Below are 22,658 nucleotides of genomic sequence, written 5' to 3'. Positions count from 1 at the left end.
GGGCGACGCGGCACACCTGACCCAATTAATGCGGCAGCCCCGGTGTTGTTCGTTTCGCAAGCAAAGCCTGCCGCACTATTGTGCACTGCAGCACAGATTGCCCGATTGCGGGCAAAATTCTGCGTGACAATTTCATCAGGGTTAGGCTAGTGTGCCCCGATAACCGAGAGGGTGGAGAAAAATCTGCTCTCCTACGCGGTCAAAGTCTTGGGAGGATGCGATCTAGGCGCGGTTACCCGCTGCCGCCGGAAACCGGAAAACAGATCGGAACGCGTTTAAATTGCAAGGCCTTGTGCCTTGCATTTTTTTTGCCCGATCATCTGGTTAGATCAACCTGTTCCCAAATCACGTGAGCTTGCGTCAGCCTGACACCAAGGCGTGATTCTAATGCGGGTGGGCCATGCCTGGCCGCCGATTGCGCCTCGCAAGCTGGTGAGCCAAAACCTGAGTTTGGCGCTCCGAAAACAGGCACGAACACCCCACCCGATCTGCCGGCGGGAAAGTGGTTAGTTTGCAGGTGCCTGGCTGGCTTCGGGGATGATGTGCGGGACTTCGTCGAGGCTGTAGCCCAGCCCGTGCGTCAGGCTATAGAAAACCCCCATGACGACAGCCGTGACGATGGTGGTGCGGATCACGGCGCGCAGCATATGCGGTCCGCGCGGCGCGCTCGCAACCGTGCCAAGCGTCACGTCATGGTCGTCATCCTGCGTCTTGACGCTGAACGGCAGCACGATGAACAGCATCAGCCACCAGGTGATGAAGAACAGGGCGGCAAACGAAATCCAGCTCATGCCTGCTCCAGTTCGACCAGCGTGCCGAAGAAATCCTTGGGATGCAGGAACAGCACCGGCTTGCCGTGGGCGCCGGTTTTGGGATTGCCGTCGCCCAGCACGCGGGCGCCGCTCGCTTTGAGGTGATCGCGCGCGACAAGGATGTCGTCGACCTCGTAGCAGACATGATGCATGCCACCCGAGGGGTTCTTCGCCAGAAAGGCCGCGATCGGCGACCGTTCGCCCAGCGGCTCCAGGAGTTCGATCTTGGTGTTGCCGACATCGACGAACACCACGGTAACGCCATGCTCGGGCAGCGCTTGCGGCGCGGTGACCTTCGCGCCAAGCGTATCGCGATAGGCCGCAATCGCCGCGGCCAGGTCCGGCACGGCAAGCGCTACATGGTTCAGGCGTCCGAGCATCGATGCTCCGTGGCTAGTGGGTGAATGGTGAATACCAATCTCGATCAGCGCAGCACGTCGACCCTTCACTATTCACTATTCACCATCCACTACCTCGTCACAAACACCGTCACCAGCGGCTTCTTGCCCCAGGCTTCGTTGGCGGCGCCGCGCACGGCGCGGCGCACCGCTTCCTGCACCAGATCGAGGTCCTTGCGGCGCTGGCGAGGGATCGAGTCGACCGCGCCGACGGCCGCGTCGAGCATCAGATCTTCCATGTTTTCGCCACGGGCATCGGCCTCGGCGACGCCGATGGCGACCAAATCGGGATCGCCGGCGAGCTCATATTTGTCGTCGAGCACGACATTGACCGCGACATGGCCGGCAAAGGATAGCTTGCGCCGGTCGCGTATGCCCATCGCCTGGTCGGTGCCGATCAGCCTGCCGTCCTTGTAGATGCGGCCGAACGGCACCTGGTCGATGATCGTGGCCGGACCCGGCGCCAGCCGCAGCATGTCGCCGTCGCGCACTTGCGCCACCTGGCCGATGCCCGACGTCGACATCAGCGACCCCTGCGCCACCAGATGCGCGGCTTCGCCGTGCACGGGAACGCCGATCTGCGGCCGCACCCATTCATACATCCTGCGCAATTCGCTGCGGCGGGGATGGCCGGAGACATGCACAAGCGCGTCGCCATCCTCGATGATCTTGATGCCGAGGTCGATGAGGCGGTTCTTGATCTCGAGGATCGCCTTCTCGTTGCCGGGAATGGTGCGTGAGGAAAACACCACCGTGTCGCCGGCCGTCAGCGACACCGATTTCATCTCGTCGCGCGAAAGTTTTGCCAGTGCCGCCAGCGCCTCGCCCTGGCTGCCGGTGCAGATGATGACCAGGTTCTCGCGCGGGATGAAGCCGAAATCCTCCTCGGCGATGAACTCCGGCAGCCCGTCCATGTAGCCGAGCTCGCCGGCGACATCGATGACGCGTTTGAGCGAGCGGCCGAGTACCAGGCACTGGCGGCCGGCATCGCGCGCCGCCTTGGCGATCGAGACGATGCGTCCGACATTGGAAGAGAAGGTGGTGACGGCGACACGGCCGACAGCGCTCTGGATGACGCCCCTGAGGCCTTCGCCCACCGCCACTTCCGACGGCGATTCGCCTTCGCGCAGCGCATTGGTGGAATCGCAGACCAGCGCCAGAACGCCCTTGTCGCCATAGGCGCGAAACCGCGCCTCGTCGGTCTTGGGGCCGATCGTCGGTTCCGGATCGATCTTCCAGTCGCCGGTATGGATGACGGTGCCGGCCAGCGAGGTGATCGCCAGCGACATCGGCTCGGGGATGGAGTGCGCCACCGGAATGGCCTCGATCGAGAACGGGCCGACGGTGAATGTCTCGCCTGCCCGGTAGATCGTCACCGGAATTTTCTTCGGCGCGCCCTGCTCGCCCTGGCGCTTGGCGTCCAGCAGGCCGGCGCTGAACGGCGTCATCCACACCGGCGCCTTCAGCTTAGGCCAGATGTCGAGCAGCGCCCCGTAATGGTCTTCATGCGCGTGGGTGATGATGATGCCGCGCAGGCCGGCGAGGTTCTCCTCGATGAAGCGCGTATCGGGCAGGATCAGGTCGACGCCCGGATGCGCCGCATCGGGAAAGGTCACGCCGACATCGACGACGATCCACTCGCGCGCGCTAGGCGGCCCATAGCCGTAAAGGGCGAAGTTCATGCCGATCTCGCCGACGCCGCCGAGCGGCACGAAGACGAGTTCGGCGTTTTGCGCTTTCGCCATCAATTTTCCCTTCCCGGCCCTTGCGGCCAGCCCTAAATCTTTGCCGACGCGACGGCGCCGAAATGCACGTCGCCGGCGGCTACCGTCACGACCGACCCCTCATCATCGCGGATCACGAAACGGCAGTCCGCGTCAATGGTCTCGAAGGTACCGCGCACCACATTCCCGTCAATCCTGACAGCAACCTCGCCGCCAAGGCCCGCCGCGCGCGATAGCCAGCGACGCCGGATGGCGTCGAGCCCGCGTCCGTCATCCCACAGCCGGGCATTGTCGGTCCAGGCATCGGACAGCGCCAAGAACAGCGTTTCGGCGTCGCATGTCGCGCCCAGCGCCTGAAGCGATGTCGCCGGATACGGCAAATCCGGCGGATGCGCCACCACATTGACGCCGATGCCCACCGCCACCGCGAAACGGCCGCCATCGAGAATGGCCGATTCCAGCAGGATGCCGGCCAGCTTGGCGCCGGAGGCCAGCACATCGTTCGGCCATTTCAGCTCGAAGCGGTTCTGCCCCTGGCTGGCGCCGTCGAGGCCGATAGCGATCCTGCCCTTCGGCACCACGGCGTCGAGCGCATCGGCCAGCGACAGGCCGGCGACGAAGCCCAGCGTCGCCGCCAGACGCAACTCACCGCCGGTGATGACCAGCAATGTCGCCGCCAGATTGCCCTCGGGCGATACCCAGGCCCTGCCGCGGCGGCCACGGCCGCTTTCCTGCTTCTTGGAAACGACCCACAATTTGCCGGGGTCGCCTGCCCTTGCATGGTCCAGCGCAAGCGTGTTGGTGGAACCCACACTGTCATGGGCCTCGAGCCGGAACCCTTCCGTCTCAGAGGTCGGAGCCAGCCGAAATGCCATCCGTTCAGAAAAATGTCTTGGCGGCGGCTTCGGCGTAGGTCGCGATCGGACCGCCGATCAGCACATAGAACAGCACGAAAGCGCCGGAGATGCCAAGCACGAGGCGCAGCTCAACCGCCATCGGCACGAAGCCGCCGGCCGGTTCGTCGAACCACATGATCTTGATGATGCGCAGATAGTAGAACGCGCCCACGACGGAGGCCAGCACGCCGATGATCGCCAGCGCATAGAGGTTGGCGTTGATGGCGGCGAGGAACACGTACCATTTCCCCCAGAAGCCGGCGAGCGGCGGGATGCCGGCCAGCGAGAACATCAGGATGGTCAGGATCGTCGCCATGATCGGGTTGGTCGACGACAGACCGGCGAGATCGCTGATCTGCTCGACATTGCCTTCCTTGCGCCGCATGGCGAGGATGAAGGCGAAGGTGCCGAGCGTCATGACGAGATAGATCAGCATGTAGATGGCGACGCCGCGCACGCCGGCCTGGCTGTTGGAGGCAAGGCCGACCAGCGCATAGCCCATATGGCCGATCGAGGAGTACGCCATCAGCCGCTTGATGTTGGTCTGGCCGATGGCAGCAAAGGAGCCGAGCGCCATCGAGGCGATCGAGATGAAGACGATGATCTGCTGCCAGTCGGAAGCGATCGGCTTGAAGGCGCCCATGGTGACGCGCACGATCAGCGCCATTGCCGCCATTTTGGGAGCGGCCGCCAGGAAGGCGGTGACCGGCGTCGGTGCGCCCTCGTAGACATCCGGCGTCCACATATGGAACGGCACTGCGGAAATCTTGAAGGCAAGGCCGGCCAAAACGAAGACCAGGCCGACGACGAGACCCAACTGGCGCTCGCCGCTGCCAAGCGCGGAGGCAATTTCCTGGAAGCCTACATTGCCGGTGTAGCCGTAAATGAGGCTGATGCCGTAAAGCAGCATGCCCGACGACAGCGCGCCCAGCACGAAATACTTCAAACCGGCCTCGGTCGAACGCAGATTGTCGCGGTTGATCGCCGCCAGCACGTAAATCGCCAGCGACTGCAGTTCGAGGCCGAGATAGAGCCCGATCATGCCGTTGGCCGAGATCATCAGCATCATACCGAGCGTGCAGAGCAGGATCAGCACCGGGTATTCGAACTTATCGAAATGCTCCTGCCTGGCGAAGCGCATCGACATCACCAGCGTCACCGCCGAACCGATCAGCGACAGCACCTTCATGAAGCGGGAGAACGGATCCTGGATGAAGGCGTTGCCGTAGGCTGCGCCCTGTCCCGTGGGAAAGATCAGCCATAGGCCTGCGATCACCAGCACGGCGACGGCAAGGCCGGTCACCAGAATGGCAGTGTTGGCGCGCGAATAGGCGCCCACCATCAACAGCCCCAGCGCGCCGATGGCGAGGATCAGCTCCGGCGTCGAGAGCGAAAGGCTGGAATAAAGGTCCGGCGTCATGGTTCGCAAAACCTCTGGTCAGTTCGCCGCCGCGGTCTGCGCGGCGCCGATGGATGCGGTGACATTGGTGACGAGCGCCTTGACCGACTGAGCCGTGGCATCGAAGACGGGAGCGGGATAGACGCCGAAGAAGATGACCAGCACGACCAGCGGGTAGATGATTGCCTTCTCGCGCGTCGACAGATCGAGCAGGCCCTTCAGGCTTTCCTTGGTCAGCGCGCCGAAGATCACCCGGCGGTAGAGCCAGAGCGCGTAGGCCGCCGACAGGATGACGCCGGTGGCGGCGAAGAAAGCCACCCAGGTGTTGACCCGGAACACGCCGAGCATGGTCAGGAACTCGCCGACGAAACCTGACGTGCCCGGCAAGCCGACATTGGCCATGGTGAAGATCAGGAACACCGTGGCGTATTTCGGCATGTTGTTGACCAAGCCGCCATAGGCGTCGATCTCGCGCGTGTGCATGCGGTCGTAAATGACGCCGACGCACAGGAACAGCGCGCCCGAGACGAGGCCGTGGCTCAGCATCTGGAAGATCGCGCCCTGCACGCCTTCCTGGTTCATGGCGAAGATGCCCATGGTGACGAAGCCCATATGGGCGACGGAGGAATAGGCGATCAGCTTCTTCATGTCCTCCTGCATCAGCGCCACCAGCGAGGTGTAGATGATGGCGACGACCGACAGCGTAAACACCAGCGGCGCGAACATTTCCGACGCCAGCGGGAACATCGGCAGGGAGAAGCGCAGGAAGCCGTACCCGCCCATTTTCAGCAGTATGCCCGCCAGGATCACCGAGCCCGCCGTCGGCGCTTCGACGTGCGCATCGGGCAGCCAGGTGTGCACCGGCCACATCGGCATCTTCACCGCGAAGGAGGCGAAGAAGGCCAGAAATAGCCATGTCTGCATGTGGGCCGGGAAGTTGTGGGTCAGCAGCGTCGGGATGTCGGTGGTGCCCGCCTGGAAGAACATCGCCATGATGGCGAGCAGCATCAGCACCGAGCCGGCCAGCGTGTAGAGGAAGAACTTGAACGAGGCATAGACGCGGCGCTTGCCGCCCCAGACGCCGATGATGATGAACATCGGGATCAGGCCGGCCTCGAAGAAGACGTAGAACAGCACGATGTCGAGCGCGCAGAACACGCCGATCATCAGCGTTTCCAAGAGCAGGAAGGCAATCATGTAGGCCTTGACGCGCTTGTCGATCGCTTCCCACGACGCCAGGATGCAGAGCGGCATCAGGAACGTCGTCAGGATGACGAACAGCATCGAAATGCCGTCGACGCCCATATGGTAGGAGATGCCGGAATCCAGCCAGGCAAACTTCTCGACGAACTGGAAGCCGGCCTGCGAATTGTCGAAGCCGGTCCAGATGAACAGCGAGATGATGAAGGTGGCCGCCGTCGTCGTGAACGCGATGGCGCGGATGTTGCGACGCGCATTCGGGCTGTCATCCCTGATGAACAGGATCAGCAGCACACCTACGAGCGGCAGGAAGGTGACCAGCGAGAGGATTGGCCAGGCGGTCATCAGAGCATCATCCAGGTGACGAGTGCGGCCACGCCGATCAGCATGGCGAAGGCATAGTGATAGAGATAGCCGGTCTGCAGCTTGACGACGCGGTCGGTGACGTCGACGACGCGCGCCGAAATGCCGTCAGGACCGAGCCCGTCGATGATGGTGCCGTCGCCGGTCTTCCACAAGAACCTGCCCAGCGCCTTTGCCGGCCGCACGAACAGGACGTCGTAGAGCTCGTCAAAGTACCATTTGTTGAGCAGGAAGGCATACAGCAGCCGATGGTTGGCGGCGACACTCCGGGGCAGTTCCGGCGAGCGGATGTAGAACTTCCAGGCGACTGCAAAGCCGATGACCATGGCGACGAACGGTGCCAGCTCGACCCACAGCGGCAATTCATGGATGTCGTGCAGGATGTGGTTGTCCGGCAGCGTGAACAGCGACGCCTTCCAGAATTCGGCATAGGCTTCGCCGATGAAGGCACCATGGAAGATAACGCCGGCAAACAGCGCGCCCGCGGCCAGGATGAACAGCGGCACCAGCATCACCGGCGGCGATTCATGGACATGGTGCATGACGTCGTGGCTCGCCCGCGGCTCGCCGTGGAAGGTCATGAAGATCAGCCGCCAGGAGTAGAAGGAGGTGAAGCAGGCGGCGATGACCAGCAGCACGAAAGCGAGGCCGGCGACCGAATTGTGGCCGGCAAAGGCAGCCTCGATGATGGCATCCTTGGAGAAGAAGCCGGCGGTGCCGATGACGGTCACCGGAATGCCGACGCCGGTCAGTGCCAGCGTGCCGATCACCATCATCCAGTAGGTCTTCGGAATGAGCTTCCGCAGGCCACCCATCTTGCGCATGTCCTGCTCGTCGGACACGGCATGGATGACCGAGCCGGAGCCCAGGAACAGCAGCGCCTTGAAGAAGGCATGCGTGAACAGATGGAAGATCGCCGCGCCATAGGCGCCGACGCCGAGCGCGACGAACATGTAGCCGAGCTGCGAGCAGGTCGAATAGGCGATGACGCGCTTGATGTCGTTCTGGACCAGGCCGACGGTCGCCGCGAAGAAGGCGGTGAAGGCGCCGATGAAGGTCACCACGGTCAGCGCCGAATGCGACAGTTCGAACAGCGGCGACAGGCGGGCCAGCATGAACACGCCGGCGGTCACCATGGTGGCGGCATGGATCAGCGCGGAAACCGGCGTCGGGCCTTCCATGGCGTCCGGCAGCCAGGTGTGCAGCGGCACCTGCGCCGACTTGCCCATGGCGCCCATGAACAGCAGCAGGCAGACGATGGTCATGGCCGCCTGCTTGTCCAGCGCATAGCCGAGGAAGGTCAGCACGGCGGCGCCTTGTGGTGCGCCTTCGGCCGGAATGAACGTCGCGGCATTGGCGAAGATGGTGCCGAGATTGACCGAGCCGAACAAAACGAAGACGCCGAAAATGCCGAGCGCAAAGCCGAAATCGCCGACGCGGTTGACGACGAAGGCCTTGATCGCAGCGGCATTGGCCGACGGCTTCTTGTACCAGAAGCCGATCAGCAAATAGGAGGCGAGACCCACCCCTTCCCAGCCGAAGAACATCTGCACCAGATTGTCGGCCGTCACCAGCATCAGCATGGCGAAGGTGAACAGCGACAGATAGGCAAAGAAGCGGGGCCGGTTCGGATCGTGGTGCATGTAGCCGATCGAATAGATGTGGACCAGCGCCGACACCGTGTTGACCACCACCAGCATGACCACCGTCAGCGTGTCGATCCTGAGCGCCCAGGACGCGTCCAAGCCGCCGGATTGGATCCAGCGCAGTACCGGCACGGTGAACACCTCGCCTTCGCCGAAGCCGACGGAGAAGAAGGCGACCCAGGACAGCACGGCCGAGATCACCAGGAAGCCCGAGGTGATGTATTCCGATGCCTTGGCGCCCAGCGAATTGCCGAACAGACCGACGATCAGGAAGCCGAGCAGCGGAAGGAAGACGATCGCTTGATACATGTTAGCCCCGTCAACCCTTCATCTGGTTCACGTCTTCGACCGCGATCGAGCCGCGGTTGCGGAAGAAGACGACGAGAATGGCAAGACCGATGGCCGCTTCGGCGGCGGCGACCGTCAGCACGAACAGGGCAAACACCTGGCCGACGAGATCGCCCAATGCCGCCGAGAAGGCAACGAAATTGATGTTGACCGCCAAAAGAATCAGCTCGATCGACATCAGGATGACGATGATGTTCCTGCGGTTCAGGAAGATGCCGAACACGCCCAGCGTGAACAGGATCGCCGATACGGTCAGGTAATGTGCGATGCCGACGACCATGGCCAGATCAAACCTTTCCCGGCATTTGTTGAATCATTGAACGCGCGGATACGATGGCGTCCAAAAGGCTGTCTATGGCAGAAGGCTCGAAGATAACTGTTGCATCATTCCGGCCTGCCCCCTGAACGTATGTGAAATCTTCGCTCTTGATGTTCAGCGTAAGATTCCCGTCGCGATTCCAGACGAATACCCAGGCCTTCTCAGTCGAATCAACCCGCCAAGAGGCAACCTGCTCTCCCCAGTATTTTTTCTTCAAACGACCGAACATCGTCAGAGCCCCTCGCCTGACTTGACCTTGCGGATTTCCATGCCTGTCGCCGGCGTGCGGCCGACCTGGGCTGCGATCGACTGCCGCTTGACCCCTTCCTTGTGGCGCAGCGTCAGGACGATGGCGCCGATCATGGCGACCAGCAGGATGAGGCCCGAAATCTGGAAGTAGTAGAGGTAGTCCGTATAGAGGATGTCGCCGAGTGCTGCGGTGTTTGTCCGCGCGGCAAGATCCGGGATGGGTTTGGAGACCGTCGAGGCCAGTTGCGGCGCGAAGGTGTAGCCGCCGAGCACCACGATCAGCTCGGCCGCCAGGATCAGCCCGACCAGCGCGCCGATCGGCGCATATTGCAGGGCGCCTTCCTTCATCTCGGCGAAGTCGACATCGAGCATCATGACGACGAACAGGAACAGCACCATGACCGCGCCGACATAGACGACAAGCAGGATCATCGCCAGGAACTCGGCGCCGGTCAGCATGAACAGGCCGGCGGCGTTGAAGAAGGTCAGGATCAGGAACAGCACGGAATGCACGGGGTTGCGCGACGAAATGACCATGAAGGCCGACGCCACCGCGACAAAGGCGAAGAGGTAGAAAAAGGCCGCCTCTAGTCCACTCAGCATTGGGGATCCCCCGGGTTCCTGTCCAAACAGGACATCCGTCCTGTTTGACTTCTGCGACCGCCTCCGGCCGGCAAGTTGCGTTGTCCTTAGACGAGGCCCCTCGCCCCGTCCATGCGTCAAATGTCAGCGGTAGGGCGAGTCCAGCGAGATGTTGCGCGCCAGTTCGCGCTCCCAGCGGTCGCCATTCGCCAGCAGCCTGTCCTTGTCGTAGTAAAGCTCTTCGCGCGTCTCCGTCGCGAACTCGAAATTCGGCCCCTCGACGATGGCGTCGACCGGGCAGGCTTCCTGGCAGAAGCCGCAATAGATGCACTTCACCATATCGATGTCGTAGCGCACGGTGCGGCGCGTGCCGTCATTGCGGCGCGGGCCGGCCTCGATGGTGATCGCCTGCGCCGGACAGATCGCTTCGCACAATTTGCAGGCGATGCAGCGCTCTTCGCCATTGGGGTAACGGCGCAAAGCATGCTCGCCCCGGAAGCGCGGGCTGGTCGGCCCTTTCTCGTGCGGATAGTTGATCGTCTCCTTCGGCGCGAAGAACTGGCGCATCGACAGGAAGAAGGCGCTGACGAAATCCTGCAGCAGCAGCGATTTTGCGGCCTGGCCAAAAGCGGACATCACGCAAACCCCGTGATTTTGAGGAAGGCCGCGGTGGCAACGACCATGAACAGGGAGATCGGCAGAAAGACTTTCCAGCCCAGCCGCATCAGCTGGTCGTAGCGGTAGCGCGGCACGAAGGCCTTCACCATCGAGAACATGAAGAACATCAGGCAGATCTTGAGCACGAACCAGATCACGCCGGGCACCCAGGTGAAGGGGGCGAAGTCGAAGGGCGGCAGCCAGCCGCCGAGGAACAGGATGGTGGCCAGCGCGCACATCATCACCACGGCGACGTATTCGCCGAGGAAGAACAACAGGAACGGCGTCGAGGAGTATTCGACCATATGGCCGGCGACGAGTTCCGACTCGGCTTCCACCAGGTCGAAGGGCGGGCGGTTGGTCTCGGCCAGCGCCGAGATGAAGAAAATGACGAACATCGGGAACAGCGCCAGCCAGTGCCAGTCGAGGAAGCTGTTGGGCAGGCCAAGCTTGGTGCCCAGCCCATCCTGCTGCGACAGCACGATGTCCGACAGGTTGAGCGAGCCGACGCAGAGCAGCACGGTGACGATGACGAAGCCGATCGAGACTTCGTAGGACACCATCTGCGCCGCCGAGCGCAGCGCGCCGAGGAACGGGTATTTCGAGTTGGACGCCCAGCCGCCCATGATCACGCCGTAGACCTCGAGCGAGGAGATGGCGAAGACGTAGAGGATGCCGACATTGACGTTGGCGATCCCCCAGCCCGCATTGACGGGAATGACCGCCCAGGCTGAGATTGCCAGCACGGCCGACACCAGCGGCGCCAGCAGGAACACGCCCTTGTTGGCGCCGGACGGAATGACCGGTTCCTTGAAGACGAATTTCAGCAGATCGGCGAAAGCCTGCAGCGTGCCCCACGGGCCGACGACGTTCGGGCCGCGGCGCAATTGCACCGCCGCCCAGATCTTGCGGTCGGCGTAAAGCAGGTAGGCAACCCCGATCAGCAAAACGACGATCAGCACGACCGACTTTAAAAGGATGATCAGCGTCGGCAGCACGTAGAAGGAGAAGAAGGTGTCCATGTCTACTCTGCCGCCTGCCTGAAGCCGTTTTTCGCCAGCGCCGAGCATTCCGCCATGACGGCGGAGGCCCGCGCAATCGGGTTGGTCAGATAGAAATCCGTGACCGGCGAGGTGAAAGTGCCCTTGTTCAGCCGCCCGCCGAGCTTCGCCACCCTGGCGATGTCGTCGGGGTTGCCTGAGACAACATGGTCGATACGGGCGAGATGCGGATATTCGCCATAGAGTTTGGCGCGCAGTTGCTGCAGCGAATCGAATGGCAGTTTCTTGCCGAGCACATCGGACAATGCCCTCAGGATGGCCCAGTCTTCGCGCGCGTCGCCCGGCGCGAAGCCCGCGCGGTTGGTCTGCTGCACGCGTCCCTCGGTGTTGACATAGGTGCCGGACTTTTCGGTGTAGGCGGCTCCCGGCAGGATGACATTGGCGCGGTGCGCACCGGCGTCGCCATGCGTTCCGACATAGACGACGAAGGCGCCGCCGGTCTTGGACATGTCGATCTCGTCGGCGCCGAGCAGGAACAGAACCTCGCTCTCCCCCAGCATGCCGGCAACGTTCTTGCCGCCCTTGCCAGGCACGAAGCCGACATCGAGACCGCCGACGCGCGCGGCCGCAGTGTGCAGCACGGCAAAGCCGTTCCAGTCGGCGCGGGCAGCGTTCACGGCCGTGGCGAGTTTCGCCGCCTGGCCGAGCACCGCCGCGCCGTCGGCACGCGATAGTGCGCCCTGGCCGACGATGATCAGCGGATGCGTCGCCTTCTTCAGCACCTGGAAGAACTTGCCGTTGCCATCGGCCAGGTCTTTCAGCGACTCCGGACCGGCGCCGAGCTGTTCATAGTCGTAACGCGTGTCGCCGACCTCGCCGATGACGCCGACCGGCAGATTGCCGATCCGCCAGCGCTTGCGGATGCGGGCATTGAGCACCGAGGCCTCGAAGCGCGGATTGGCGCCGATGATCAGCACCGCGTCGGCCTGCTCGATGCCCTCGATGGTGGGGTTGAAGATGTAGCTGGCGCGGCCGAGCGCCGGATCGAGTGCGGCGCCGTCCTGGCGGCAATCGGTGTTCCTTGAGCCCAACGCAGCCATAAGCTGCTTCAGTGCGTAGATTTCCTCGACGGCGGCAAGATCGCCCGCAATCGCGCCGATTTTCTCGGGCGCAGCACTCGACACCGCATCCCTGATCGCAACGAACGCTTCGGCCCAGCTGGCCGGCGCCAACTTTCCGTCCTTGCGGACATAGGGGCGGTCGAGGCGCTGCGTGCGCAATCCGTCCCATATGAAGCGGGTCTTGTCGGAAATCCACTCCTCGTTCACCGCTTCATTGACGCGCGGCAGGATGCGCATCACCTCGCGGCCACGGCTGTCGACGCGGATTGCCGAGCCGACGGCGTCCATGACGTCGATGGATTCTGTCTTGGTCAGCTCCCACGGCCGTGCCTGAAAGGCGAAAGGCTTGGAGGTCAGCGCGCCGACCGGGCAGAGGTCGATGACATTGCCCTGCAGCTCGGAGGTCATGGCGCTTTCGAGATAGGTGGTGATCTCGGCATCCTCGCCGCGGCCGATCAGGCCAAGCTCGGAAATGCCCGCAACTTCCGTGGTGAAGCGAACGCAGCGCGTGCAGTGGATGCAGCGGTTCATCACCGTCTTGACCAGCGGGCCGATATATTTGTCTTCGACCGCGCGCTTGTTCTCGTGATAGCGCGAGGAATCGACGCCGAAGGCCATCGCCTGGTCCTGCAGGTCGCATTCGCCGCCCTGGTCGCAGATCGGGCAATCCAGCGGATGGTTGATCAAAAGGAATTCCATCACGCCTTCGCGGGCCTTCTTGACCATCGGCGTGTTGGTGAAGATTTCAGGCGCCTCGCCATTCGGACCCGGACGCAGGTCACGCACATTCATGGCGCAGGAGGCCTGCGGTTTGGGCGGCCCGCCCTTCACCTCGATCAGGCACATGCGGCAATTGCCGGCGATCGACAGCCGCTCATGGAAGCAGAAGCGCGGCACTTCCGCGCCGGCGTCCTCGGCTGCCTGCAGCAGCGTGTAGTGGTCGGGTACAGTGATCTCTTTCCCGTCGACCTTGAGCTTTGCCATCAATTGCCCCCGGCGGTCTGCGCCGTCTCATATGCCTGAAACAGATCGCTCAGCCTGATGCCATTGATCATCATGCCGGCGACTTCAGCGTTTTCTATCTTCAAATTGCTCATATTCACCTTGCTGAAAAACGCGTTCGAGAGGTTCGCGTCCTCCACAACGGCCGCCGACAGGTCGACGTTGTGAAACTGCGTGTTCGACAAGTTCACATCGTCAAATCTGGAGTTGCTGACGATGGCATTGCGCACATCGAGAACATCGCTCCTGTCGTGGATCTCCATGCCTGCCACCCCTACTTCTTCGCCTTGGCGGCCAGCGTCAGCGCCGCGGCCTGGCGGGTCCACTCGTCGCGGCCGATACGGCCGGTGAGCGACAGGTAGTCCTCGACCCAGGCGATCTCTTCTGGCGCCCAGGCGGCGATCTGGGCAAAGGTCCAGATGCCGAGGCCGTTCAGCACCTTTTCCAGCTTCGGCCCAACGCCGGTGATCGCCTTGAGATCCGACGGCTTGGCCGGACGAGCCACGGCCTTGGGCTGTCTGAAATCCTCCGGCATCAATCCGATCGTCGCGCCTTCGGCGACGGCCTCGGTCTTCTCCGGCTCGGCATCGACGGTGAGAGCGGCAATATCGGTCACATCCTGGGCAAAACTCTGCGCCTCGGCGATCAGGGTTCTGGTCGCCGCGCGCGCCTTGGTGGCGGGGGCGGTCTCGGCGAACCCTTGGCTGCGCTGTTCGAAATCGTCGATGATCGGCTGGAAAATCCGCTGCGATGCCTCGGCAGCACCCGACAAGGCGCCTAGCCACACGCCAAAGGCATGGTTGGCAAGGCCGAAGCCCAGCGCCGACATGGCGGCGGCACCAGCGACAGGATGCGCGAGAAGGTTGACGGCGCTGGCCATCTCCTTCGGCATCATCCTTGTCAAATCCTGGTTCATCTTCTCAAGCTGGTCCAAATTGGGCATCAAAGGGTTCGAATAGGGCGCCATAGACATCTCCTGGTCGTTTCTTCGTCAGCCCCGCCCCTATATTTCCGTCCGGGGCTTGCGCCCGATTTCAATCTACTCAGCAGCCACCATCACCGGTTCGGCCCGGTGCGCGTTGCGCGAAAACTCGTCGATGCGCCGCTCCACCTCGCCGCGGAAATGCCGCATCAGGCCCTGGATCGGCCATGCCGCGGCATCGCCCAGCGCGCAGATCGTATGACCCTCCACCTGTTTGGTGACGTCGAGCAGCATGTCGATCTCGCGCTTCTGCGCCTCGCCGCGCACCAGCCGCTCCATCACCCGCCACATCCAGCCGGTGCCTTCGCGGCACGGTGTGCACTGGCCGCAGCTCTCATGCTTGTAAAAATAGGACAGCCTGGCGATCGCCTTCACGATATCGGTCGACTTGTCCATGACGATGACAGCCGCCGTGCCGAGACCCGATTTCAGGTCGCGCAGCGCATCGAAATCCATCGGCGCATCGATGATCTGCTCGGCCGGCACCAGCGGCACCGAAGCGCCGCCCGGAATGACCGCCAGGAGATTGTCCCAGCCGCCGCGAATGCCGCCGCAATGGGTTTCGATCAGCTCGCGGAACGGGATCGACATCGCCTCTTCGACGGTGCACGGATTGTTGACGTGGCCCGAGATGCAAAACAGCTTGGTGCCGACATTGTTGGGCCGGCCGAAGGACGAGAACCAGGCCGCGCCGCGGCGCAAAATGGTCGGCGCGACCGCGATGGACTCGACATTGTTCACGGTTGTCGGACAACCGTACAAGCCGACATTGGCTGGGAATGGCGGCTTCAGCCGGGGCTGGCCCTTCTTGCCTTCGAGGCTTTCGAGCAGCGCTGTTTCCTCGCCGCAGATGTAGGCGCCGGCGCCGTGGTGCATGTAGATGTCGAAATCGTATCCGGACGTGTTGTTCTTGCCGATCAGCCTGGCCTCATAGGCCTCGTCGATGGCGCGCTGCAGCGCTTCGCGCTCGCGGATGAACTCGCCGCGCACATAGATGTAGGCGGCGACCGCGCCCATGGCGAAGCCGGCGATGAACGAGCCCTCGACCAGCGTGTGCGGATCGTTGCGCAGGATATCGCGGTCCTTGCACGTGCCGGGCTCGGATTCGTCGGCGTTGACAACGAGATAGCTCGGCCTTCCGTCGCTCTGCTTGGGCATGAACGACCATTTCAGCCCGGTCGGGAAACCGGCGCCGCCACGGCCGCGCAGGCCTGACGCCTTCATCTCGTTGACGATCCACTCGCGCCCCTTGGCGATGATGCCGGGCGTGTTGTCCCAGGCGCCGCGCGCCATGGCGCCGGCCAGCGACTTATCGAACAGGCCGTAGATGTTGTTGAAGATGCGGTCTTTGTCAGCCAGCATGACTTACCTCTTTCCCCGCAAGACGATCGAGAACCACACCAGCACGCCCATGCCGGTCGCGGCCATCGATTCCAGGGTATCCGAAAACGGCAATTCGACGAGGCGCCGAAGCCCCTCCAGAAGGATGTTGGCAGCAGCGATGCAGACAACGCCGATGACAATGCTGCGCAGCGTCAGCAAAGATCCGGTGCTTTGCGCTTCAGCCATCAACGTGGCTCCTTGCCGAAGACGCGGATGTATTCGGCGACGCCGCCCTTGGCGAGCGCCTTGGCCTGCTTGCCCCAGTCGTCGCGCTCGATGCGGCCCTGGAAAGCGAGATATCCATCCACCCAGTCGCGCTCGGCCTTATTCCAGGATGCGACCTGTGTGAAGGTGAAGATGCCAAGCGAATGAAGGATGCCCTCGATCTTCGGGCCGATGCCCGAGATCAGCTTGAGATCGTCGACCGCAGCCGGCCTGTCGATTCCGGCCGGACGGTTCTTGTCCTCGAGCGACGGCTTTGCGGGCCTGGCTGCCGGCGCCTTGACGGCCGGGGCCACCGCGGCCTTGACCGCTGGCGCCTTGAATTCCGGCGCAGTGAAGGCAGTTGCCGGCGTGGCGGTGGTCTTCGGGCCATTACGCTGCTTGGCGACCTTCTCGACTTCAGGCGCCGCGGCGTTGGCGTTGGCGGCCGAATGCAGGGGCGCCGGGACGCTCGCCGCTGTTTCCGCCGCCGGTGCAACCTTGGCCCTGGAGGGCGACGTCAACGCCGAGCTGGTTTCCGGCGCATCGGTTTTCGGTTTGCCGGCGTTGGATGGCGCGACCGGGGCGGGCGCTGCAGGAGCGGCAGGAGCCGGAACAGGCGCCGCAATGATTGCGTCGGGCGCCGCGTGGGCAGCCTTGCTCGCGGCCCTGGCTTCCTTGTCGCGCGTTGCTTTGAGGATCGCCTTTTCGCTCTTCAGCGTCGTCAGGCCAGGCGCCGGCTCCGAGCCGGTTCTGCCGTTTTGCGGTCCCGTGGGAACCGAGGCGCCCTTGCCCGCATCGTAAAGATCGATGATTTCGGCCAGCCGCTCGGGCGTCAGATCCTCGAACGTATCCTTGAAGACCATCACCATCGGCGCGTTGACGCAGGCGCCGAGGCATTCGACTTCCTCCCACGACAGCGTGCCCTTCTCGTTGGTGTGGAACTGGTCGTGATGGATTTTCGAGCGGCACACATCCATCAGCGCTTCCGAGCCGCGCAGCATGCAGGGCGTGGTGCCGCAGACCTGGATATGCGCGCGCGTGCCGACCGGATTGAGCTGGTACTGCGTGTAGAAGGTCGCGACTTCGAGGCCGCGAATGCGCGGCATGCCGAGCATGTCCGAAATCGTCTCGATCGCCGCCTTGGTGACCCAGCCTTCCTGCTCCTGCGCAATCATCAGCAAGGGAATGATCGCCGACTGCTCCCGGCCCTTCGGATATTTCTTGATCCATTGCTTCGCAACCGCCGCATTCGCCCGGTTGAAGGAGAAGGTGGCTGGCTGGACGCTTGCTTCTGCGAGACGGCGGACTGACATTTAGCGATCGACCTCACCAAACACGATGTCGAGGGAACCCAGGACGGCAGTGACGTCGGCCAGCATGTGGCCACGGCAGAGGAAATCCATGGCTTGCAGATGCGCGAAGCCGGGCGCGCGCAGCTTGCAGCGGTAGGGCTTGTTGGTGCCGTCGGAGACGAGATAGACGCCGAACTCGCCCTTCGGCGCCTCGACCGCGGCATAGACCTCGCCGGCCGGCACGCGGTAACCCTCAGTATAGAGCTTGAAATGATGGATCAGCGCTTCCATCGAGCGCTTCATCGCCTGGCGCTTGGGCGGCACCACCTTGCCGTCGAGGTTCGACACCGGCCCGGTGCTCTCCTTGCCGAGCAGAAGGTCGACGCACTGACGCATGATCTTGGCCGACTGGCGCATTTCTTCCATGCGCACGAGATAACGGTCGTAGCAGTCGCCGTTCTTGCCGATCGGGATGTCGAAATCCATCTCGGAATAGCATTCATAGGGCTGCGACTTGCGCAAATCCCAGGCAGCACCCGAGCCGCGCACCATGACGCCGGAAAAACCCCAGGCCCAGGCGTCGGCAAGCGACACGATACCGATATCGACATTGCGTTGCTTGAAGATGCGGTTGCCGGTAAGCAGCTTGTCGAGGTCGTCAAGCGACTTCAGGAACGGGTCGATCCACTTGCCGATGTCCTCGACCAGCTTCGCCGGCAGATCCTGGTGCACACCGCCCGGACGGAAATAGGCCGCGTGCATGCGCGAACCGGAAGCGCGCTCATAAAACACCATCAGCTTTTCGCGTTCGACAAAACCCCACAGCGGCGGCGTCAGCGCGCCGATATCCAGCGCCTGCGTCGTCACATTGAGGATGTGCGACATGATGCGGCTGAGCTCGGAATAGAGCACGCGGATCAACTGGCCGCGCTTCGGCACTTCGATGCCGAGCAACCGCTCGGTGGCGAGCGCGAAGGCATGCTCCTGGTTCATCGGAGCGCAATAATCGAGCCGGTCGAGATAGGGCACCGCCTGCAGATAGGTCTTGTGCTCGATCAGCTTTTCGGTGCCGCGATGGAGTAGGCCGATATGCGGATCGACGCGATCCACGACCTCGCCGTCCAGCTCCAGCACAAGACGCAAAACACCGTGCGCCGCAGGGTGCTGCGGTCCGAAGTTGATGTTAAAGTTGCGGACGGAGGTTTCAGCCATTCTGGCGCCTCAATTCGTCTTGGCTTTTTCGTCCCCAGGTAGGACGTAATCCGTCCCTTCCCATGGCGAAAGAAAATCGAAATTGCGGAATTCCTGCTTCAATTCCACCGGCTCGTAGATCACGCGCTTGGCTTCGTCGTCGTAGCGCACCTCGACGAAACCTGTCAGCGGGAAGTCCTTGCGCAGGGGATGGCCCTCGAAGCCGTAATCCGTGAGGATGCGGCGCAGGTCCGGATGGCCGGAGAACAGCACGCCATAGAGATCGTAGGCTTCGCGCTCATACCAGTCGGCGCCGGGATAGACAGCGGTGAGCGACGGCACCAGCGTCTCTTCGTCGGCCTGCACCTTGATGCGGATGCGCAAATTCTGCTTCGGCGACAGCAGATGATAGACGACATCGAAACGCTTGACGCGCGACGGGTAGTCGGCGCCGCAGATATCGATGATCGAAATGAACTGGCAGCCCGAATCGTCACGCAGGAAGCTTGTCACCTCGATCAGATTGTCTGTAGCAACCGAGATCGTCAGTTCGCCATAGGCAAGCACTGCATCGGTGACGCGGCCCGGCAGCTTTTCGCCGAGATAGGTCGACAGTTCGCTCAGGGGTGCGGCCATGGGTCTACCGTTCGATCGTGCCGGTGCGGCGGATCTTCTTCTGCAGGAGAAGAATGCCGTAGAGCAGCGCTTCGGCGCTTGGCGGGCAGCCGGGCACATAGATGTCGACCGGCACGATGCGGTCGCAGCCGCGCACCACCGAATAGGAATAGTGATAATAGCCGCCGCCATTGGCGCAGGAGCCCATCGAGATGACGTAGCGCGGCTCCGGCATCTGGTCGTAGACCTTGCGCAAAGCCGGGGCCATCTTGTTGGTCAGCGTTCCCGCCACGATCATGATGTCGGACTGGCGCGGCGACGCGCGAGGAGCCACGCCAAACCTTTCAGAATCATAGCGCGGCATCGAGGTGTGGATCATCTCGACGGCACAGCAGGCTAGACCGAAGGTCATGAACATCAGCGAGCCGCTGCGTGCCCAGGTGATCAGCGCCTCGGTCGAGGTGACCAGAAAACCCTTGTCGGCCAGTTCATTGTTGATCTCGAGGAAGAACGGATCGTCGGAACCGACCGGACGTCCGGTATTGGGGTCGATCAGGCCTTTGGGCTTCGGCGCGACGAGCGTTCCGGAACTGTCGTTCAATCCCATTCCAGCGCTCCTTTTTTCCATTCATAGGCAAAGCCGATGGTCAGCACCGCCAAAAACACCATCATCGACCAGAAACCGAGCATGCCGATCTTCGAGAACGACACCGCCCACGGAAACAGGAAGGCCACTTCCAGATCGAAGATGATGAACAGGATTGACACCAGGTAGAAGCGGATGTCGAATTTCATCCGGGCATCGTCGAACGAGTTGAACCCGCACTCGTAGGCGGAAAGCTTCTCCGGATCGGGATTGCGATAAGCCACCAGGAACGGCGCGATGATAAGCGCCAGGCCTACAACCGCGGCCACGGCGATGAAGAGGACGATGGGCAGGTATGAACTGAGGAGTACGTTCATGCTCGGCTTTCCGTTGGCGGCCAATCCACTTTGATTACAGCAACCAACCCTAATGCGGAAGCGCGACAGTTTAACCGCTGAACCGTTTTAGGTGCCTTTGCTGCAACGCGGCGAGGGTTAGCGCACGGCTTTCAGCGAAGCAAGTCAAACCTTGTTCAAAAGACAGTGCTGGACGGCAGGCCGGGAAAAACTGGTCCGATCTCCTCCTGTTTGATTTCCTTCATCTTTCACTCCACTTTTGTCTCCTGACACATCTCCCGCCATTTGCCTGCTAGCATCACCGGAATCGCCGGCTAAAGTCGGGAAAATGGTTCGAGGCAAGACACTTTGACGAAGGACAAAATCTCACTCCCGACGGCCAGGCGCATCGCGCTCGCCGCGCAAGGATTTCTCGATCCGCGCCCGGGCGGCACGCCCGATCGCCGCCACCTCGCCCGCGTGCTGTCGCGCACCGGCTTGCTGCAGATCGATTCCGTCAGCGCCGTGGTGCGCGCCCACTATATGCCGCTCTATTCGCGCCTCGGCCCCTACCCGCTGGCTTTGCTCGACAACGCCGCAGTCACCCGCAAGCGCACCGTATTCGAGTACTGGGCGCATGAGGCCTCTTTCCTGCCGGTCGAGACATACCCGTTGATGCGCTGGCGCATGCAGCGCGCTGAAAGCGGCGACGAAATGTATCTGGGCCTCGCCAAATGGGGCCGCGAGCACGCCGCCTATATCGAAGAGATCTACCGCGCGGTCGCCGAGCGCGGCCCGATTGCCGCTTCGGCACTGGAGGGCCAGAAAGGTTCGGGCGGCTGGTGGGGCTGGAGCCACGCCAAGCACGCCTTCGAATGGCTCTTCTGGGCCGGACGCATCACCACGGCGCACCGCCGTGGCTTCGAGCGCTTCTACGACCTGCCCGAGCGCGTGCTGCCGCAGGCGATCCTCGACCTGCCGGTGCCGGCGGCCGAGGACGCGCACCGCGAATTGCTGCGCATTTCCGCCCGCGCCCACGGCATCGCGACGTCGGGTGACCTGCGCGATTATTTCCGCTTGTCGCCGGCCGACATGAAGGGCCGGTTGGAGGAACTGGTCGAGATGGGCGAGTTGCTGCCGGTAAACGTCGAAGGTTGGGACAAGCCGGCTTACCTCTATAGGGACGCCCGCCTGCCGCGAAAGATCGAGGCCCGCGCCTTGCTGGCCCCCTTCGATCCGGTGGTCTTCGAGCGCGCGCGCACCGAGCGTCTCTTCGATTTCCGCTACCGCATCGAGATCTACACCCCGGCCGACAAGCGGCAATATGGCTATTACGTGCTGCCTTTCTTGCTCGGCGACAAGATCGTCGCCCGCGTCGACCTCAAGGCCGACCGGCCTGCGAGTGTCTTACGCGTCCACGCCGCCTATGCCGAAGCAGGCGCACCGCCTGAGACCACCGCACAGCTTTTCGAGGAACTAAAGGAGATGCAGGGCTGGCTTGGCCTTGAGCGCATCGAAGTGACGCCGGCCGGCAATCTGGGGCCGGCATTGGCTAGCGAGAGAGATGGCCAACCCTTGCAGCGTCTGTCATAGACGCCTCAATAAGCCTCGTAGGTTGTGCAATGGCATCGGACAAAGTGCTCGACATGATCCATGGCGCCCTCATTGCGCATGGAATAGATGCAGTCCGCAGAGATAGGGACGTCATGCTCCAATCGAAGCAGCTTCGGTTTGAGGCTGAGGTGTTCGAGACGAGTTCTGACCGGCTGGTCCTGGAAATCTACATTTTTTCTCCGCTGCTTGATGTTCAGCCGGTCATTGAATCCTTTGCTGGCTTCGGCGACACGCGCGAACAGGAACTGAACCAGGCGTTTGAAAAGTTTCTCCGTGGTGTTTTCCATGTGGCCATTGAGGGACTGGCCGATCACGTCTGCGAGAACATGCAGGCCGAAATAGAGCTTTGGCAGCGAAGCAGCGCCAGTTGGAAGATCTGGCGAAAAGATGCCCGCTGGAAAATCTATAGCGGCCCGGTCATTTCCCAGGCCACAACCGAGCTATGCTCGCTGACACCAGGCTATCCAGCATTCTATGCCAAGCTGGAAAAGCTGTTCACAGCTTCGGTACCCCCCGGAAGCCATTTTGTCCGGACCTTTCTGGCAGGCTTGAAGGGCACGCTGATTAGTGCCGAAGTCCTTCTGGACAACGCGGTTTGGCATGAGGGACAGAATCTGGCTGTCGGTCATGACTGGGACTATAGCGATGGCTATCAAGCTATCCGACAGGTCATCCTGGCACTGCCGGAAGCCGGGACATGACAGCCCCTGCCGACATCGCCATGTCGTAGCCGTGCGTT

At 62.4% G+C, this 22,658-nt stretch carries 24 protein-coding genes; 2 read left to right on the top strand and 22 right to left on the bottom strand.

Features of this window, described 5'->3' with window-relative positions; all coding sequences use genetic code 11:
* Nucleotides 1–506: 506 nt before the first annotated feature.
* From NKI35_RS21100 to NKI35_RS20995, 22 genes are all read right to left on the bottom strand, one after another.
* Nucleotides 507–791 (bottom strand): DUF1467 family protein, encoded by a 285-nt coding sequence (locus NKI35_RS21100; protein WP_023823104.1) that lies wholly within the window; start codon nucleotides 789–791, stop codon nucleotides 507–509.
* Nucleotides 788–1,192 carry a methylmalonyl-CoA epimerase gene (gene mce, locus NKI35_RS21095; protein ID WP_023685207.1) on the bottom strand — a complete coding sequence of 135 codons (405 nt, stop codon included), beginning with the start codon at nucleotides 1,190–1,192 and terminating at the stop codon, nucleotides 788–790. The genes NKI35_RS21100 and mce overlap by 4 nt, the downstream gene beginning before the upstream one ends.
* A gap of 89 nt (nucleotides 1,193–1,281) precedes the next feature.
* Nucleotides 1,282–2,955 carry a ribonuclease J gene (locus NKI35_RS21090; RefSeq protein WP_352741384.1) on the bottom strand — a complete coding sequence of 558 codons (1,674 nt, stop codon included), beginning with the start codon at nucleotides 2,953–2,955 and terminating at the stop codon, nucleotides 1,282–1,284.
* A 32-nt stretch (nucleotides 2,956–2,987) separates the two neighbouring features.
* A complete protein-coding gene (locus tag NKI35_RS21085) occupies nucleotides 2,988–3,809 on the bottom strand; it encodes a biotin--[acetyl-CoA-carboxylase] ligase (protein WP_023709242.1) in 822 nt (273 codons plus the stop codon).
* A gap of 4 nt (nucleotides 3,810–3,813) precedes the next feature.
* Nucleotides 3,814–5,250 carry an NADH-quinone oxidoreductase subunit NuoN gene (gene nuoN, locus NKI35_RS21080; RefSeq protein ID WP_352741383.1) on the bottom strand — a complete coding sequence of 479 codons (1,437 nt, stop codon included), beginning with the start codon at nucleotides 5,248–5,250 and terminating at the stop codon, nucleotides 3,814–3,816.
* Nucleotides 5,251–5,268: 18 nt separating this feature from the next.
* Nucleotides 5,269–6,774, bottom strand: a complete 1,506-nt coding sequence (locus tag NKI35_RS21075) for an NADH-quinone oxidoreductase subunit M (protein ID WP_023670808.1) — start codon at nucleotides 6,772–6,774, stop codon at nucleotides 5,269–5,271.
* Nucleotides 6,774–8,747, bottom strand: a complete 1,974-nt coding sequence (nuoL, locus tag NKI35_RS21070) for an NADH-quinone oxidoreductase subunit L (protein ID WP_352741382.1) — start codon at nucleotides 8,745–8,747, stop codon at nucleotides 6,774–6,776. The genes NKI35_RS21075 and nuoL overlap by 1 nt, the downstream gene beginning before the upstream one ends.
* A 10-nt stretch (nucleotides 8,748–8,757) precedes the next feature.
* A complete protein-coding gene (nuoK, locus tag NKI35_RS21065) occupies nucleotides 8,758–9,066 on the bottom strand; it encodes an NADH-quinone oxidoreductase subunit NuoK (RefSeq protein ID WP_023670810.1) in 309 nt (102 codons plus the stop codon).
* Between the two features lie 7 nt (nucleotides 9,067–9,073).
* The gene (locus tag NKI35_RS21060) at nucleotides 9,074–9,334 is read right to left on the bottom strand and encodes a hypothetical protein (protein ID WP_023670811.1); all 261 of its coding nucleotides are present in this window, start codon (nucleotides 9,332–9,334) and stop codon (nucleotides 9,074–9,076) included.
* 2 nt (nucleotides 9,335–9,336) lie between these two features.
* Nucleotides 9,337–9,957, bottom strand: coding sequence for an NADH-quinone oxidoreductase subunit J (locus NKI35_RS21055; protein ID WP_023690957.1), 621 nt, complete (start codon nucleotides 9,955–9,957; stop codon nucleotides 9,337–9,339).
* A gap of 123 nt (nucleotides 9,958–10,080) precedes the next feature.
* Nucleotides 10,081–10,572, bottom strand: a complete 492-nt coding sequence (nuoI, locus tag NKI35_RS21050; protein ID WP_023685203.1) for an NADH-quinone oxidoreductase subunit NuoI — start codon at nucleotides 10,570–10,572, stop codon at nucleotides 10,081–10,083.
* Nucleotides 10,572–11,615, bottom strand: a complete 1,044-nt coding sequence (gene nuoH, locus NKI35_RS21045; RefSeq protein ID WP_023685202.1) for an NADH-quinone oxidoreductase subunit NuoH — start codon at nucleotides 11,613–11,615, stop codon at nucleotides 10,572–10,574. The genes nuoI and nuoH overlap by 1 nt, the downstream gene beginning before the upstream one ends.
* A gap of 2 nt (nucleotides 11,616–11,617) precedes the next feature.
* Nucleotides 11,618–13,699, bottom strand: a complete 2,082-nt coding sequence (gene nuoG / locus NKI35_RS21040) for an NADH-quinone oxidoreductase subunit NuoG (RefSeq protein WP_352741381.1) — start codon at nucleotides 13,697–13,699, stop codon at nucleotides 11,618–11,620.
* Complete coding sequence (locus NKI35_RS21035; RefSeq protein ID WP_352741380.1) at nucleotides 13,699–13,980, bottom strand: pentapeptide repeat-containing protein; 282 nt, start codon at nucleotides 13,978–13,980, stop codon at nucleotides 13,699–13,701. Before NKI35_RS21035 ends, nuoG begins: the two co-directional genes overlap by 1 nt.
* Before the next feature lie 11 nt (nucleotides 13,981–13,991).
* Nucleotides 13,992–14,684, bottom strand: coding sequence for a helix-hairpin-helix domain-containing protein (locus NKI35_RS21030; RefSeq protein ID WP_023830502.1), 693 nt, complete (start codon nucleotides 14,682–14,684; stop codon nucleotides 13,992–13,994).
* Nucleotides 14,685–14,756: 72 nt separating this feature from the next.
* Nucleotides 14,757–16,061, bottom strand: a complete 1,305-nt coding sequence (gene nuoF / locus NKI35_RS21025) for an NADH-quinone oxidoreductase subunit NuoF (protein WP_023670819.1) — start codon at nucleotides 16,059–16,061, stop codon at nucleotides 14,757–14,759.
* Between the two features lie 3 nt (nucleotides 16,062–16,064).
* Nucleotides 16,065–16,268, bottom strand: coding sequence for a hypothetical protein (locus NKI35_RS21020; protein WP_023690953.1), 204 nt, complete (start codon nucleotides 16,266–16,268; stop codon nucleotides 16,065–16,067).
* Nucleotides 16,268–17,599 carry an NADH-quinone oxidoreductase subunit E gene (locus NKI35_RS21015; RefSeq protein WP_352741379.1) on the bottom strand — a complete coding sequence of 444 codons (1,332 nt, stop codon included), beginning with the start codon at nucleotides 17,597–17,599 and terminating at the stop codon, nucleotides 16,268–16,270. Before NKI35_RS21015 ends, NKI35_RS21020 begins: the two co-directional genes overlap by 1 nt.
* On the bottom strand, nucleotides 17,600–18,790 hold the full coding sequence (locus NKI35_RS21010; protein WP_023670822.1) for an NADH-quinone oxidoreductase subunit D: 1,191 nt from the start codon (nucleotides 18,788–18,790) through the stop codon (nucleotides 17,600–17,602).
* A gap of 9 nt (nucleotides 18,791–18,799) precedes the next feature.
* A complete protein-coding gene (locus NKI35_RS21005) occupies nucleotides 18,800–19,405 on the bottom strand; it encodes an NADH-quinone oxidoreductase subunit C (protein WP_352741378.1) in 606 nt (201 codons plus the stop codon).
* 4 nt (nucleotides 19,406–19,409) lie between these two features.
* The gene (locus NKI35_RS21000) at nucleotides 19,410–19,991 is read right to left on the bottom strand and encodes a NuoB/complex I 20 kDa subunit family protein (protein WP_023670824.1); all 582 of its coding nucleotides are present in this window, start codon (nucleotides 19,989–19,991) and stop codon (nucleotides 19,410–19,412) included.
* Nucleotides 19,982–20,347: an NADH-quinone oxidoreductase subunit A gene (locus NKI35_RS20995; RefSeq protein ID WP_023670825.1), complete on the bottom strand. Its 366-nt coding sequence runs from the start codon at nucleotides 20,345–20,347 to the stop codon at nucleotides 19,982–19,984. The genes NKI35_RS21000 and NKI35_RS20995 overlap by 10 nt, the downstream gene beginning before the upstream one ends.
* A 327-nt stretch (nucleotides 20,348–20,674) precedes the next feature.
* Here NKI35_RS20995 and NKI35_RS20990 point away from each other — a divergent pair, with 327 nt between their 5' ends.
* On the top strand, nucleotides 20,675–21,898 hold the full coding sequence (locus NKI35_RS20990; RefSeq protein ID WP_352741377.1) for a winged helix-turn-helix domain-containing protein: 1,224 nt from the start codon (nucleotides 20,675–20,677) through the stop codon (nucleotides 21,896–21,898).
* A gap of 29 nt (nucleotides 21,899–21,927) precedes the next feature.
* Nucleotides 21,928–22,620, top strand: coding sequence for a DUF6348 family protein (locus tag NKI35_RS20985; RefSeq protein ID WP_023690307.1), 693 nt, complete (start codon nucleotides 21,928–21,930; stop codon nucleotides 22,618–22,620).
* Nucleotides 22,621–22,658 lie beyond the last annotated feature (38 nt).

The organism is Mesorhizobium sp. M0676, assembly GCF_040320535.1.
Classification (GTDB): domain Bacteria; phylum Pseudomonadota; class Alphaproteobacteria; order Rhizobiales; family Rhizobiaceae; genus Mesorhizobium.
This window is presented reverse-complemented; position numbering and strand designations above follow the sequence as displayed.